Origin of the sequence: Streptomyces sediminimaris, assembly GCF_047049295.1 — a bacterium.
Taxonomy (GTDB): Bacteria; Actinomycetota; Actinomycetes; order Streptomycetales; family Streptomycetaceae; genus Streptomyces; species Streptomyces sediminimaris.
The window spans coordinates 627,085-640,257 of the sequence record NZ_JBJWOT010000001.1; the positions used below are offsets into that span (position 1 = coordinate 627,085).

At 73.4% G+C, this 13,173-nt stretch carries 13 protein-coding genes; 6 read left to right on the forward strand and 7 right to left on the reverse strand.

Going from position 1 to position 13,173, the window contains the following annotated elements; all coding sequences use genetic code 11:
- Positions 1–3: 3 nt before the first annotated feature.
- Positions 4–1,188 (forward strand): ROK family protein, encoded by a 1,185-nt coding sequence (locus tag ACJ9NR_RS02920; protein WP_412489948.1) that lies wholly within the window; start codon positions 4–6, stop codon positions 1,186–1,188.
- Between the two features lie 161 nt (positions 1,189–1,349).
- On the opposite strand, the gene ACJ9NR_RS02925 is transcribed toward ACJ9NR_RS02920, so the two are convergent.
- On the reverse strand, positions 1,350–2,801 hold the full coding sequence (locus ACJ9NR_RS02925; RefSeq protein WP_412489947.1) for a hydrolase: 1,452 nt from the start codon (positions 2,799–2,801) through the stop codon (positions 1,350–1,352).
- 298 nt (positions 2,802–3,099) lie between these two features.
- Between ACJ9NR_RS02925 and ACJ9NR_RS02930 the strand changes: the two genes are divergently transcribed.
- Entirely contained in the window at positions 3,100–3,363 is a 264-nt protein-coding gene (locus ACJ9NR_RS02930) for a GlsB/YeaQ/YmgE family stress response membrane protein (RefSeq protein WP_412489946.1), read from the forward strand.
- 188 nt (positions 3,364–3,551) lie between these two features.
- Here the strand turns inward: ACJ9NR_RS02930 and ACJ9NR_RS02935 are convergent, their stop codons facing one another.
- Positions 3,552–4,475, reverse strand: a complete 924-nt coding sequence (locus tag ACJ9NR_RS02935) for an NAD-dependent epimerase/dehydratase family protein (protein ID WP_412489945.1) — start codon at positions 4,473–4,475, stop codon at positions 3,552–3,554.
- Positions 4,476–4,541: 66 nt separating this feature from the next.
- Positions 4,542–5,501: an NAD-dependent epimerase/dehydratase family protein gene (locus ACJ9NR_RS02940; protein WP_412489944.1), complete on the reverse strand. Its 960-nt coding sequence runs from the start codon at positions 5,499–5,501 to the stop codon at positions 4,542–4,544.
- Positions 5,502–5,649: 148 nt separating this feature from the next.
- Between ACJ9NR_RS02940 and ACJ9NR_RS02945 the strand changes: the two genes are divergently transcribed.
- Positions 5,650–6,351, forward strand: a complete 702-nt coding sequence (locus ACJ9NR_RS02945; protein WP_412489943.1) for a TetR/AcrR family transcriptional regulator — start codon at positions 5,650–5,652, stop codon at positions 6,349–6,351.
- Between the two features lie 90 nt (positions 6,352–6,441).
- Here ACJ9NR_RS02945 and ACJ9NR_RS02950 read toward each other — a convergent pair whose 3' ends face one another.
- From ACJ9NR_RS02950 to ACJ9NR_RS02960, 3 genes are all read right to left on the reverse strand, one after another.
- The gene (locus tag ACJ9NR_RS02950; protein WP_412489942.1) at positions 6,442–7,218 is read right to left on the reverse strand and encodes a GNAT family N-acetyltransferase; all 777 of its coding nucleotides are present in this window, start codon (positions 7,216–7,218) and stop codon (positions 6,442–6,444) included.
- Between the two features lie 95 nt (positions 7,219–7,313).
- Positions 7,314–8,168: a GNAT family N-acetyltransferase gene (locus ACJ9NR_RS02955; RefSeq protein ID WP_412489941.1), complete on the reverse strand. Its 855-nt coding sequence runs from the start codon at positions 8,166–8,168 to the stop codon at positions 7,314–7,316.
- A 246-nt stretch (positions 8,169–8,414) separates the two neighbouring features.
- Positions 8,415–9,095 carry a chaplin gene (locus ACJ9NR_RS02960; RefSeq protein WP_412489940.1) on the reverse strand — a complete coding sequence of 227 codons (681 nt, stop codon included), beginning with the start codon at positions 9,093–9,095 and terminating at the stop codon, positions 8,415–8,417.
- 299 nt (positions 9,096–9,394) lie between these two features.
- Between ACJ9NR_RS02960 and ACJ9NR_RS02965 the strand changes: the two genes are divergently transcribed.
- The gene (locus tag ACJ9NR_RS02965; RefSeq protein ID WP_412489939.1) at positions 9,395–10,966 is read left to right on the forward strand and encodes an alpha/beta hydrolase; all 1,572 of its coding nucleotides are present in this window, start codon (positions 9,395–9,397) and stop codon (positions 10,964–10,966) included.
- Between the two features lie 21 nt (positions 10,967–10,987).
- On the opposite strand, the gene ACJ9NR_RS02970 is transcribed toward ACJ9NR_RS02965, so the two are convergent.
- Positions 10,988–11,413, reverse strand: coding sequence for a MarR family winged helix-turn-helix transcriptional regulator (locus ACJ9NR_RS02970; RefSeq protein WP_412489938.1), 426 nt, complete (start codon positions 11,411–11,413; stop codon positions 10,988–10,990).
- 78 nt (positions 11,414–11,491) lie between these two features.
- Here ACJ9NR_RS02970 and ACJ9NR_RS02975 point away from each other — a divergent pair, with 78 nt between their 5' ends.
- Both ACJ9NR_RS02975 and ACJ9NR_RS02980 read left to right on the forward strand, forming a co-directional pair.
- Complete coding sequence (locus ACJ9NR_RS02975; RefSeq protein WP_412489937.1) at positions 11,492–11,926, forward strand: PaaI family thioesterase; 435 nt, start codon at positions 11,492–11,494, stop codon at positions 11,924–11,926.
- Positions 11,927–12,075: 149 nt separating this feature from the next.
- Positions 12,076–13,173, forward strand: coding sequence for a baeRF3 domain-containing protein (locus ACJ9NR_RS02980; RefSeq protein WP_412489936.1), 1,098 nt, complete (start codon positions 12,076–12,078; stop codon positions 13,171–13,173).

Below are 13,173 nucleotides of genomic sequence, written 5' to 3' on the forward strand. Positions count from 1 at the left end.
GCGATGCCCGCCAGTGACGCAGTGGACCAGCAGGAACGGCCCTGGAACCGCCGACGGCTGCGCAGCACCAACGAGCGCCTGCTGCTCGACCGCCTGCGCACCGGCGGCGCCGCGTCGCGCGCCCAGCTGGCCCGGGAGAGCGGGCTGTCCAAGCCGACGGTCTCCAGCGCGCTGGCGGCCCTGGAGGCCGCCGGGCTGGTCCACCAGGTCGGCACCCTCGCGCCCGGGCGCGGCCGTACCGCCGTCCTGTACGCCCCGGACCCGGCGGCCGGCCACGTCCTCGGCATCGACGTGGGCCGCAGCTGGCTGCGGGTCGCCGTCGCCGACCTGGACGGCACCGTCGTCGCCCGCTCCGACGTGCGCAACCGGGCCCGCAGCTCGGGCGCCATGGCCGAGCTGGTGGTGACCACGGCCCGGCAGGTGGTCGCGGGGTCGGGCGTCGGCCAGGACGAGGTGGTGCACGCCGTGGTGGGCACCCCCGGGGTCTACGACGAGAAGCAGCGCCGGGTGCGCTACGCGATGCATCTGCCGGGGTGGGGACGCGCCGGGCTGTTCGACCGGATGCGCGAGGAGCTGGGCGTTCCGCTGGAGATGCACAACGACGCCAACCTCGCCGCGCTCGGCGAGTACACCTATGGCATCGGCGCGGGCAGCCGGCTGTTCGCCTACATCCTGATCGGCACCGGCCTCGGGATGGGCGTGGTCAGCGAGGGACGGCTGTTCACCGGCGCGCACGGGCTGGCCGGGGAGATCGGGTTCCTGCCGTGGCCGGGACGGCAGAAGCCGGACCGGCTGGAGGACGCCGTGTCGGGGGTGGCCGTCGTGCAGGCGGCGCGCCGGTTCGGGATGAGCGGGCAGCTCACCGCGAAGGCCGTGTTCGACGCGGCCCGGCAGGGCGACGACGCCGCGGTCGAGGCGGTGCGGCTGGAGGGCGAGCGCATCGCGCACACCGTGGCGGCGGCCGCGGCCGTGCTCGACCCCGACCTGGTGGTCCTCGGCGGCGGGGTGGGCCACAGCGTGGACCTGCTGCTGCATCCGGTGCGCGAGAACCTGCGGGCGCTGACCCCCTTGCGGACCAAGGTCGTGCCGAGCCGGCTCGGCGAGGACGCGGTGCTGCTGGGCGCCGTGGCCACGGCCCTCGGGGCCGCGCGTGACGTGGTGTTCGAGCGCCGGTCGGCCGTGCGGTGATCGGCTTCCGTGCCGGGCGCGGTGATGGACGCCGTTCCCTCGTAGCTCCCGGCGGGGCCGTCCACCGGATGTTCGACCGGGTGTCCGGCGGGGACACGCCCACGCGGACGGTGCCGGGGAGATGAGCCCGTGGGGCCCGGCGCGACCGGGCCCCACGGGTGTCAGCCGACGTTCAGCGCGGTGTCGTCGACGACGAACGAGGTCTGCAGCTTGGAGCCTTCGGTGCCGGTGAACTTCAGGGTGACCGTCTGGCCGGCGTACCGTGCCAGGCTGAAGGCGCGCTTGGTGTAGCCGCCGGACGCGTCGAGGTTGGAGTAGGTGGCGAGGGTGTCCAGGACCGCGCCGGAACTGCTGAGGACCTGGACCTTGAGGGTGTCGTAGGCCGTGCTGGTGGTGGTCTCCGCCGTGTCGACGTGCAGGTAGAAGCTCAGGGCGGCGGTGGTGCAGCCGGCAGGGACGGTCACCGACTGCGAGAGCGTGTCGGTGGTGGCGCTGCCGTAGCCGTCCAGCCAGGCGTAGTACGAGCCCGAACGGGCCGGCTCACCGGTGGAGTCGGTGATGACGCCGCTGGTGGCACTCCACGTGGTCGCGCCCGACTCGAAGCCGCTGTTGCCGAGCAGCTGGGCGGCGGCGCAGGTGCCGGAGCCACCGCCGCCCCCTGTGCCGGTCCCGTCGCCGGCGAGCCAGGCGGTGGCGTTGAGGGCGAGGGCGGCGTTGGTGGCGGTGCTGTCGTTCCAGCCGTCGTAGAGGGTGTTGCCGGACTGGCCGGTGCCGTCGTCGATGGGTGAGCTGTCGCCCCAGAAGGCGACGCGCCCGTTGCCGAAGGTGCTGGTGAGGAAGAAGGCGCCGGTGTTGCCCGAGTAACCCGTCCGGTAGAGCAGGCCCTTGACGTTCGGGTTGTCCGAGGGCTTGAGGGTCGCGGTGGTGCCGCTCGCGATCAGGCTCTTGGTGACCGTGCCGAAGGAGCCGTGCAGCACCGGGTCGCCGCTGTCGCTGATGGCGGAGGGGTGATCGGAGCCGATGCTGAGCGAGTCGATGGAGAAGCCGAACGGATCGGTGGAGTCGACGCTGTTGTTGCTCATCAGGTCGTTGAGGATCTCGACCGCGTCCTCGCCGTCGTTGTTGCGGTCGGCGCCGGTGTGGTCGGAGATCATGAACAGGCCGCCGCCGTTCTTGACGAAGTTCATGATCGCTGTCTTCTCGGCGGTGGTGAAGAGGGTGTTGGGCTCCGGAAGCACCAGCGTGTCGAAGTTCGACAGGTCGGTGCCCGAGGAGCCGCCGTAGCTGAGGCTGGAGCCCGAAGGCAGCGTCTTCAGGCTGTAGCCGCCGGTCTTCTGCAGCGCGACGCCCCAGGAGGACAGCGCGCCGGTCCAGTCCGTCTCGGCGGACGGCGAGGAGTCCTGCGAGAGCGGGTCGGGCTGGCTGGTGGAGATGATCCAGTCGGCGTTGCCCGCCGTCTCGGCATGGGCGTTGTCGAACAGGACGCGGTGCGTGGTGGCCGCGCGCGCGGGCGTGGCGGCGACCGTGGCCTGGGCGGCGGCGCCCGCGGCGACCAGGCCGAACGCGGCCAGGACGGTGGTGAGTCTGTGACGGGAACGGGTGAGTCCGAGCATCCGGCGTACCTCCGTGTGGGGTCGGGGAAGAGCGGGGGCCGTGCGGTGCGAAGCCGGACCTACGCGCGTAGAGGCAGGCCGTCTGCGCGCGTAGACGTTTCGCCGTATCACTGGGGGGCGGCGGAACGGTTGAACGGTACATGGCATGAGGGGCCCTGAACAGGCGCCACCGCCCCACCGGCCGGAGATTGACCCGGCGTTGACCCCTGATTGAACCCTGAGGTCGGCGCCGGGCGGAGTGTCCGCGCCCACAGCGGGCATCTGCAGAGTGCGGGGGTCTTGACAAAGAGGGGCGGAGATGGAAATCGCAGGCATCATCAGTGCCATCGTGATCGGCATCGTCATCGGCGTGCTGGGCCGGCTCGTCGTCCCCGGACGGCAGCACATCGGCATCCTGCTGACGATCCTCGTCGGTATCGTGGCCGCACTGATCGGCTCGGCGATCGCCAACGCGTTCGACGTGGCCGACACCAACGGCATCGACTGGATCGAGTGGCTCATCCAGATCGGTCTCGCCGCGCTCGGCGTCGCCGCGCTGGACCGCTCGACGGCACATCGCTGAGACGGCGGCCCGCCGGCACGGCGGCCGTCTCGGGCCGGGTGAGGCGCGCGAGCGCCTGGCCCGGCCCCGGTCATGGCTGCTCGGCGCCCCGCGCACGGTAGCCGGATCCCGCATTCCGCCGCGCCGCCCCCGGGGCTGCGGTGGCCACACGCGGGAGAGCCGCCTCCGGGCCGCCGGTGGCCGGGTGCTCATCGCCGCCGGGCCGCAAGGGCGGCGAGACCCTCCCGGCAGGAGGCGTAGCGTGGCGTCCAGCCGAGTTCCCGCTCCGCCTTCGCCGACGACACCCGCATGCTCGACGACATCACCGTGTGCGCGTAGGGCATCGGGCGGGTGAGCCACAGCGGCACGGTCATGGGCTTCGGCACCCCGAACTCCCCGGCCACGCACAGGACATGGGCGCGGAATCCCAGCGGTGTGCGGTCCGCGACGTTGTACGCCTGCCCGGGGCGTCCGCGTTCGACCGCGGCGGCCACCGCGCGTCCCGCGTCGGTCAGCTCCACCCACGGCAGGACCCGGCCGTGGTCGGCGGGGAGGGGCAGCTGCCGCTTGCGCAGCATGGGCAGGAGCGCGTCGGTGCCGCCGGGGCCGTAGAAGAGGCCGAAGCGGAGCGCGACACCTTCCAATCCGGTCGCTTCGAAGGTGAGTTGCTCCTTCACGCGCATGCCCTCGAGATGCTTCTCCAGCTCCACCGTGCTGCCACGGGGGCCGTAGGGGTCCTCCTCGGTGAGGACTTGGTCGCCGAAGTCGCCGTAGCCGTAGCCGAAGACCATCGACTCCGACACGAAGCGACGGGCGCCGGTGGCCCGGGCGGCCTCGATGAGGTGGGCGGTGCCGTCGGTGCGCAGCGCGTCGGTGGCGTACATGTCACGGTGACGCGTGGGGGGCTTGCGCAGGGCGGTCGCGGCGTGGACGACGGTGTCGAAGTGCCGGCCGTCGACCGCCCTCAGCAGTGCGTCACGGTCCATGAGGTCGGCCCGGACGCCGGCCGCCTCGCCCCGCCCGAGGCCGGTGACCTTGTGGCCGGCCTCGGTCAGGGCACGGGTGATGTGACCGCCGAGGACGCCGCTCGCGCCCGCGAGGAGGATGCTCTGGTTCTTCCGGTGCGTCGTCATGACCCTGCGACGGATCGGGCGGCCCCGGATGTGACATCCCGGCGGCGGTGAGCCCGGTCAGCCCGGTCAGCGCCGCGCGAGCCACTGCCCGTACCAGGCCAGGGTGGCGTCCAGGGTCCGCCCCAGGGTGGTCGGTGCCACGCCGAAGGCCCGCTCGAACGCCGAGGAGTCCATGATCTGGGGCTCGGTGTGCTGGTAGAACATCTCCGCGTACTCGGCCATGAACTGCTCGTCGAACGGTCCCGCGGGGCGCGGCTGCGGCAGGACGACGACGTTCAGCGGCCGGCCGGCCCGCTCCTCGATCATCTTGTGGATCTCCCGGGTGCTGACGGCCGGCGCCGTCGGCAGGTGCCAGACCCGGCCGTCGCCCTCGGGGTGCTCGCCGAGCGTGGCGAGACCGGCGGCCACGTCCTCGATGTCGGTGTAGCTGTGCGGCAGGTCGATGTCGCCGAAGCCCAGGACCTCACCGCCGGTGAGCGCGCCGGGGAACACGGTCGCCCCGAGGGTGGAGTTGAGCACGCCGGGGCCGACGAAGTCGGCGGAGCGGCCGAGCACGACCCGGACGCGGCCCGCACGGTGGGCCGCGAGGTACCTCTCGTCGAGTTCGGCGCGCATCCGGCCCTTGCGGCTGGTCGCCTTCCACGGGGTGTCCTCGGTCATGACCGCTCCCCCGGTCTCGCCGTACGGGTACAGCGTGTCGAGCACCACCAGGCGGGCGCCGACGGCCTCGGCCGCGGCGAGGACCGCCTCCTGGACCCGGGGCATGACCTCGACCTGCAGGTGATAGGCCACGTTGACGCAGTGGTACACCACGTCGGCGCCCACGACGGCGGCGTGGGCGCCTTCCGGGGTGCTGACGTCGGCCGCGAACCGCTCGACGCCTGCCAGGTCGGGGCCGTCGCCCTTGCGGTCGACCAGACGCACGGAGTGTCCCCTGCGCACGAGTTCCGCGGCGAGGGCGGTACCGGCGGGTCCGGAGCCGAGAACGGTGTGCTGGGCGCGGGTGCGGGCGGTGGTGCCGGTCATGGTGGACTCCCTGGTTGGTTACCGACCGTGAATAGCTACTAGCCTTAACTTCTGTTAGACACCATAACTGTTTCGATGGGAGCTAACAATAGCTGAGTGTTCAGCCCATCGTTAAGGTGTGTCACCTAAACCGGAGAGGAGGCCGTCCGTGGCCGGCACCGCACAGACCCCCAGGGCGCGTTACCGCGAGCAGACGCGTGCGGAGATCAAGGAGATCGCGCTGCGGCAGCTCGCCGAGGGCGGTACGCCGGCCGTGGCGCTCACCCGGATCGCCAAGGAGGTCGGCCTGTCCGGGCCGGCGCTCTACCGCTACTTCGACAGCCGCGACGCCCTGCTGACGGACCTGATCCGGGACGCCTACGCCGACCTGGCCGCAGCCGTCTCCGCGGCCGCGGACGCCCTCCCGCCAAAGACGTCACCGCGGGCCAGGGCGCGGGCGCTCGCGGGCGCCTGCCGGGAGTGGGCCGTCGCCCAGCCGCACCGCTACCTGCTCATCGAGGGCACCCCGGTACCGGGGTACACCGCGCCCCCCGACACCCTGGACAGCGCCCGGGCGGTGCTCGGACCGTTCCTGCAGGCGTTCGAGGGCGCCGAGCCCTCGGCAGCGGTGCGGCCCGTGGTCCGGCAGATGACGGCCTGGGCGGAGACGGACGCGGCTGTCTCCCGGTGGGCGCGGGCGTCCGGCTCCTCGGCGGGGGTCGCGCTGGCCGGCGCCGTGCTCGCCTGGTCCCACATGCACGGGGCGATCGGCCTGGAGGTCTCGGGCCAGTTCGCGGGCATGGGGCACGACGGTGGCACCCTGCTCAGGGCGCAGATCGACGCGCTGGCGGACGCCTTCGGGCTGGACTGATCCGCCGCCGGAGCGGCCGCCGGGCGCCACGCCCGGTGGAGGCGAGGTGTGCGGACCGCCGGCCGTCCGGACCCGCCCCGCCGACGGCGACTACACCCGGTACACGTACGGCGTCGTCGTGGTCAGCGGCTCGAAGCCGAGGCGCTCCAGGATCGGGCGGCTCTGCTCGGAAGCGTCGGCCTGGAGGTAGCGGTAGCCGCGGTCCAGGGCGGCGCGGGCGCGGTGGGCGACCAGAGCGCGGTACACGCCGCGGCCGCGCCAACCCTCGATCGTGCCCCCGCCCCAGAGCCCGGCGAACCGGGTGCCGGGCACGAGTTCCATGCGGGCCGCGCTCACCGGTACGTCACCGGCGAGGGCGACGGCGGCGACGACCGTGTCCGGGTCCCGGGTGAGGCGGGCGAGCAACTGCTCGCGCATCCGGGAGGCGTCCGCGCCGAAGGCCCGCCCGTGCACGTCCGCCACCAGACCGGCGCCCGCCGCGTCGGTGACGGGCACGAGGCGGACGCCCTCGGGCGGCTCGGCGTCGAGGTCGAGGACCGCGACCTCGGCGATCATCAGCGTCTCCTCGGGCTCGGGCACGAAACCGGCGGCGCGCAGCCGCTGTCCCAGGTCCACCGGCCGGTCGTGCCCGTACAGCTTCCACTCGAACGTGCGGCCGAGACGGGAGAAGTGGGCGATCTGCCCGGCGATCGCGGCGTCCGCGTCCGTCCCGTCCGGCCCGGACCAGACGACGCCGTTCCAGCCGCGCGGGGAGGAGACCTGGCGGACGACGCCGCCGGTCCGCTCGACACGCGTGCCGGGACCGTCCGGCCGCGCGCCTTCGCGCATGTCCCGGTCGTAGAGGGCGAGCACCGCGGCGTGATCCATGGCCTCACTCCAGCATCCGGCGCTGACCGGGGCAAAGGGTTTTGCGCACCGCCGCCCGGCCGGACCCGGCGACGCCCGGGGCCGGGCCGACGCCCTCAGCCGAGCTCCAGCGTCGTCACGCCGAAGACGCGCTCGCCTGCGTGGGCCCGCACCGGGCCCGTATACATACGTGCCGTCTCGAAGGAGGGAGCGAGGCCCGCGCGCTCCGCCAGGGCGATGCCCGCCGGGTTCGCCTCGGGCACGTCCAGGGCGACCTCGCGGCCCTCCGCCCCGGCGGTCAGTGCGGCGAGGACGGCCTGCGCGTCCTCGGGGGTGTCGGCGAAGAGGGGCCCGACGCGGAGGGAGTCGTGGGCGGGCCGTATCACCCCGTATCCGGTGACGCGCCCGCCGGTGCGGCGCACGACCGCGCGGTGTCCGGGGGCGGTGAGCCAGTGGGCCAGGAAACGGGGGCGGTCGGCCGGATGGCAGCGGCTGTCGTAGGCGCTGATGTCGGCGCGGTCGGCGTCGCGGACGGCGCGGACGTCCGCCGGTGGCTCGGCCGCGGGCGCGGTGCCGGTGTACCGGACGGTGCGGTGGGCGAACCGGAAGCCGGAGCGGCGGTAATTGTCCTGCTGGGCCACCACCCCGTCGAGGCCGACCGTGCGGCTGCCCGCGTGGGCCAGCCCGGTCTTCCACGTGGTGCGGCCGTGGCCGCGGCCGCGCAGGTCGGGGCGGACGAGGTAGCAGCCCAGGAAGGCGTAGTCGGGGCCGTGGTTGACGACGGAGATCGCCGAGACCGGTTCGCCGTCGATCCGGCCGAGGAAGAAGCCCTCGGGGTCCTGCGCGAAGAACGCCGGCCCGTCGGCGGCCCCCGGGTTCCATCCCTCGTTCGCGGCCCAACCGCTGATGACCGGCCAGTCGTCGGGGCCGGCCTGGGTGACGACGAGGTCTTCGAAGGCCGCGGCGGTCATGCCTGCGCTCCGTTTCGTGGGGGTACGGCGGACTCGGCGCGCGGTGATCGACCGCGCCCACAGCATCCTCGCGGATCTTGGAATACGCGTCACGGCGTGTTTGAGCCGTTGCCCGGCCGGTCCGCAGCCGTTGGCCTGCCGGCCCGCAGCGCCGCCGGAAGGTCCTGCCGGACGAGCGGCAGCGCCTTCCGTCCGGCGCGGGGGCACGGCAGGAGCCGGCGTCCGGCCCCGGGGCTCGGCGCGCCCTCAGCGCGTCGCTCGTCGTCCGAACCTCCGGTGGAGTACGGCTCCGCCCAGGATCAGGGCGGCACTCGCCGCGGCGGCGGGCAGCGTGCCGTCGCTCCCGGTGTGCGCCAGAGCGGCCTCGCCCCGTGGAGGGGCCACGTGCCGGGCGGTCACCGGTCGCGGGTGCGCCTTGGCCGGGGTGGTGGGGTTCGGCGTCTGCTCGGTGCAGTGGTGGCCCGAGGTGTTCGTGGAGTGGTTGCCGGTGGTCGCGTTGCCGACACCGACCACGTTCGCGCTGTTCCCGGTGAGGTTCACCGGGAGATGCACCGGGAGCTGGACGGTGTTGCCGGCGAGCACGCCCGGCGAGTCCGTGCTCGCGCCCTGGGCGTCGCTGCCGTCCGAGCCGGAGCCGTCCGCCGCGTGTTCGTCGTCCGCGCTCTCGTCGGCGCTCTCGTTGGCGCAGCCGTTGCCGGCGGCCGGGTTCAACAGCCCCGCCACGTTCACGGTGTTGCCGCACACGTTCACCGGGACGTGCACCGGGAGCTGCACGGTGTTGCCGGAGAGCACACCGGCCGAGTCGGCCGCGGCACCGTCCGCGGCGGCACCGCCGGCCGCGTGGGCGGAGCCCACCGGCAGCGCCAGAGCCATCGCGCCGGAGGCGGCGGCGACGGCGAACACACCGTTTCGGGTAGCCCTTCTCATGGGTTCCCTGCCTTCCAGACATGGTCGCGGGCACGTACCCCGCGCCGGAGAAGCGGGCCCGTGCCCGCACCGGATAAAACGCGGGTGAACCATCCTGGTTATGGCTTATCGGTCTTTCACCCCATCGAGCGGCACGGTTATCGAACTGGCAGCAAAGCTGCCGTACGGGCACGGAGAGGGGCACAGGGTAGGGCACCACGGGCGGTCCCGCTGGCCCGGAGGCGGGCCCCGCGACGCCCGCCTATCGTGATCGGGGACGCTGCTCTCCCGGTCCCCGGCGGGCGTCCCTGGAGGCATTCATGCTGGCCAAGTTGTCCACGCGGCCCGCTGTCGTCCGACGTTGCGCCGCCACCGGTGCCACGGCCCTGGCCCTGGTGGGCGCGGGCCTGCCCGCGGCGGCCCGGGACGGCACCGGCGCCGACCTGACGCGGTTCTACCGGCAGAAGGTCACCTTCTCGAAGTGCACGGGCGAGGACATGCCCAAGGACCTGCAGTGCGGCAGGGTCACCGTCCCCCTCGACTACGCCCGGCCCGGGTCCGGCACGCTCGACCTGGCCCTCGCCCGCTACCGGTCGACGGGCCGCAAACACGGCTCGGTCGTGCTGAACTTCGGTGGCCCGGGCGCCCCGGGTGTCAGCGAACTCGCCGCCGGCGGGCACGACTTCATGGATCTCACCGACAACTACGACGTGGTGTCCTTCGACCCGCGCGGCGTCGGCAGGTCCTCCCCGGTCAGCTGCGGCGACGGGGCGTTCGGGACCTCGTCCGGGACCGGCGCGAGCACGCGGAGCGAAGATCCGCGGGCCGTGCTCGCCCAGGTGAAGAAGGCGGCCGACGAGTGCGCCGAGAACGCGGGCCCGGTGCTCCCCCACATCGGCACGGTGAACTCCGCGCGCGACCTGGACGTGATCCGCGCCGCGCTCGGCGACAAGAAGCTCAACTACCTCGGCTTCTCCTACGGGACCCGGCTCGGCGCGGTCTACGCGGCCCAGTTCCCCGGCAAGGTCGGCAGGTTCGTGCTCGACGGGGTGGACACACTGACCGAACCGATGTCCGAGCAGGGGGTCGCGGGCGCCGAGGGACAGCAGACGGCGCTGGACGACTTCACCGACTGGTGCGCCGAGGACGTCGCCTGCCCCTTCGGGCAGGACGCGCGCGACGCCCGCGAGCAGGTCGTCCGGCTCGTCCACTCGCTGGACGAGGATCCGGTGCCCACGGACTTCGGGCAGGACTTCACCGGGCAGGACCTCGTCGGCGCCATCGGCCAGGCGCTCTACAGCAAGCAGTTGTGGCCCTCGCTGGAGCGCGCGATCGCCGAACTCGTCGAGGACGGCGACACCCGCGGGGTGTTGGGCTTCGCGACCGGCGGGGCCGGCCTGCCCGTCCGGCAGCGCGCAAACGGCGGCCTCGTCGACGAGAACGACGTGCCGCTCGACAACCTGCCGGCGGCGCTGATGGCGATCGACTGCGCCGACGACCCCGACCGCCCCGGCGCCGACCGGCTCGTCGGCGAACTCGGCAGGCTGCGCGCCGAGTACGAGCAGGCCTCACCGGTGTTCGGCCGCTACCGCCTCACCCAGCTGCTGATGTGCTACGGCCGCCCCAAGGGCACCGACTACATCCGCGAGGACGTGCGCGACGTCCGCACCCCGAAGATGCTGCTCGTCGGCACCCGGGGCGACCCGGCGACGCCGTACCGCTGGACCGTGGAGACGGCGAAGCGGCTCGGCTCCTCGGCCGTGGTGCTCGACAACAGGGGCGAGGGGCACACCGGTTACGCCTCCTCCAAGTGCGTGCACGGCAAGGTCGACACCTTCCTGCTCTACGGGACCCTGCCCCCGAGCGGCAGTTCGTGCGGGCCGGAGGACTAGGAGAGGTGAGACCGGGGCGGCTCACCTCTCCCAGTGGGCGAGCCGGTGCAGCGCCCCCGCCGTCCGCACGAACCCCTCGTCGCCGAGCAGCTCGCGCAGCTCCGCGTTGACGCGGTCGACCTCCGGCCGGGCGGCGCGCAGGGCCGCGGCCCCCGGCTCGGTCAACTCCAGCACGACGGCCCGGTGTTCACTCGGGTGCGCCCGCTTCAGCAGCAGATCGGCCGCGGTGAGACGGCCGACGAGGGCGGTGACGGCGGATTCCCGGAGGCCGAGGGCGCGGGCCAGCTCCTGCTGGGTGATCCCGGGGCGGTCCTGTACGGCGAACAGCGCGCCGAGCTGGGCGGTGGTCACGCCCGCGGCGGCCAGGCAGCGCCGGTCGGCCGTGGTGCGCAGCCGGTGCGCCGCCCGCTGCAGCAGGAAGAAAAGACGCTGATCAGGCTCGGGCATGGGCCGATGTTGACAGACGGCGGGGGCTCGCGCCACTCTCACTTCACCAGTGAAGTGAACCGGAGGGCTGGAGGGAACATGAGCGGGACGATGGATCTGGAGCCGGCCCGGAAGGTCCTGGCCGAGCAGCCCTTCAGCAGACTGCTGGGCGCCCGGGTGACGGCCTTCGGCGGCGGGGAGGCCACGCTCGAGCTGGACATCCGTGAGGAGCTGCTGCAGCAGTACGGCTTCGTCCACGGCGGGGTGCTCTCCTACGCGGCCGACAACACGCTCACGCTCGCGGCCGGGACCGTGGCCGGTCCGGGACTGATCACGTCCGGGTTCACCATCGACTACCTGCGCCCGGCCACAGGCACGGTGCTGCGCGCGCACGGCCGGGTGGTGCGGGCCGGGCGCACCCGTGTGGTCTCCCGCTGCGAGGTCGCAACGATCGACGCCGACGGCGCGCGGACGCTGTGCGCGGTGGCGCAGGGCGACATCGCGGTGATCGAACCCGTCGGCGAGAGGCGGTGAGCCGGCCGGCGGCAGGGCTTCCGGCGACCGGCCTGCCGTACGGGGTCCGCCACCGGGGCCGCGGCCCCGGTGGCGGCCCTGGCTCCGGCCGTCCGCTCCGCCCGACCGCCCCTGGTGCCTGATCGGCGAAACGGTCCTATCGTGCTGATATGGAGCACGACCTGAGTCCCTCAACCTTGTCCGAGCTCCGGCGCCCGCGCGCCTATCCGGCCGTGTCCGTGCTGACGCCGACACACCGCCGGGAGCCCGAGAAAACCCAGGATCCGGTCCGGCTGCGCAATGTGGTGGCCGAGGCCAGGAGGCAGCTGGAGGCCGATCCCGCCGTGAGCCGGGAGCGGCGTCTGGACGTGGTCCGCCAACTCGACCAGGCCCTCACGGAGGTGGACCTGGCGCACGCCGAGGACGGTCTGGTGATCTTCGCCGCTCCGGGCGAGCACCAGGTGTGGTCGCTCGCCCGCACCGTCCCGGAGCGCGTGGTGCTCTCCGACACCTTCCTGACCCGCAACCTCGTCTCCGCGCACGCCGCGGAACGGCCGTTCTGGGTGCTGTCGGTCTCCGCCGACCGGGTCACGCTGTGGAGCGGCGGGACGGATCGCGTCGTGGAGGACCACAGCGGCGGCTTCCCCCGCACCCGGCGCCCGGAGAACTTCGACGTCGAGCGCAAGGAACGGATCGGCGACGTGCCGAGCACCTTCCGCGACGAGGACACCCGGCACTTCCTGCGCGAGGCCGACGCCGCGATGGGCATGGTCCTGCGCGAGGAGCCCCGGCCGCTCTACGTCACCGCTGAGCCGGCCGCCCTGTCCCTGCTGGACGAGTTGGGCGGCATCGCCAAGGAGGCGGTGCACGTGCCGCGCGGCGGTCTCGCGCACGGCACTCCGGACGCCGTGTGGCAGGCGCTGCGGCCCACGCTCGCCGCCGAGACGCGCAGGAGCACCGAGGCCGTGGCCCGGGAACTCGAAACGGCCCGCGGCCAGAAGGCGTTCGCGGCCGGTGTCGACGAGGTCTGGCAGAGCGCCCGCGAGGGCCGCGTACGGCTGCTCGCGGTCGAGGAGAACTACCGTATGACGGTGCGCGACGCCCTCGGTGAGCACCTCGCGCCAGCCGGCGTCGGCGATCTCGACGCCCGCGAGGACATCGTGGACGAGATCGTCGAGCAGTGCCTGGAGACGGGTGCCGACGTCCGGTTCGTGCCGGACGGCACCCTGGGGGACGCGTCCGGCATCGCGGGCGTCCTGCGGTACTGA

What these genes read in the sequence shown, in the direction of transcription:
- ACJ9NR_RS02960 (WP_412489940.1), bottom strand. Translation starts at nt 9,095, where the DNA reads ATGAGAAGGGCTACCCGAAACGGTGTGTTCGCCGTCGCCGCCGCCTCC.
- ACJ9NR_RS02950 (WP_412489942.1), bottom strand. Translation starts at nt 7,218, where the DNA reads ATGGATCACGCCGCGGTGCTCGCCCTCTACGACCGGGACATGCGCGAA.
- ACJ9NR_RS02940 (WP_412489944.1), bottom strand. Translation starts at nt 5,501, where the DNA reads ATGACCGGCACCACCGCCCGCACCCGCGCCCAGCACACCGTTCTCGGC.
- ACJ9NR_RS02930 (WP_412489946.1), top strand. Translation starts at nt 3,100, where the DNA reads ATGGAAATCGCAGGCATCATCAGTGCCATCGTGATCGGCATCGTCATC.
- ACJ9NR_RS02975 (WP_412489937.1), top strand. Translation starts at nt 11,492, where the DNA reads ATGAGCGGGACGATGGATCTGGAGCCGGCCCGGAAGGTCCTGGCCGAG.
- ACJ9NR_RS02980 (WP_412489936.1), top strand. Translation starts at nt 12,076, where the DNA reads ATGGAGCACGACCTGAGTCCCTCAACCTTGTCCGAGCTCCGGCGCCCG.
- ACJ9NR_RS02955 (WP_412489941.1), bottom strand. Translation starts at nt 8,168, where the DNA reads ATGACCGCCGCGGCCTTCGAAGACCTCGTCGTCACCCAGGCCGGCCCC.
- ACJ9NR_RS02935 (WP_412489945.1), bottom strand. Translation starts at nt 4,475, where the DNA reads ATGACGACGCACCGGAAGAACCAGAGCATCCTCCTCGCGGGCGCGAGC.
- ACJ9NR_RS02965 (WP_412489939.1), top strand. Translation starts at nt 9,395, where the DNA reads ATGCTGGCCAAGTTGTCCACGCGGCCCGCTGTCGTCCGACGTTGCGCC.
- ACJ9NR_RS02970 (WP_412489938.1), bottom strand. Translation starts at nt 11,413, where the DNA reads ATGCCCGAGCCTGATCAGCGTCTTTTCTTCCTGCTGCAGCGGGCGGCG.
- ACJ9NR_RS02925 (WP_412489947.1), bottom strand. Translation starts at nt 2,801, where the DNA reads ATGCTCGGACTCACCCGTTCCCGTCACAGACTCACCACCGTCCTGGCC.
- ACJ9NR_RS02920 (WP_412489948.1), top strand. Translation starts at nt 4, where the DNA reads ATGCCCGCCAGTGACGCAGTGGACCAGCAGGAACGGCCCTGGAACCGC.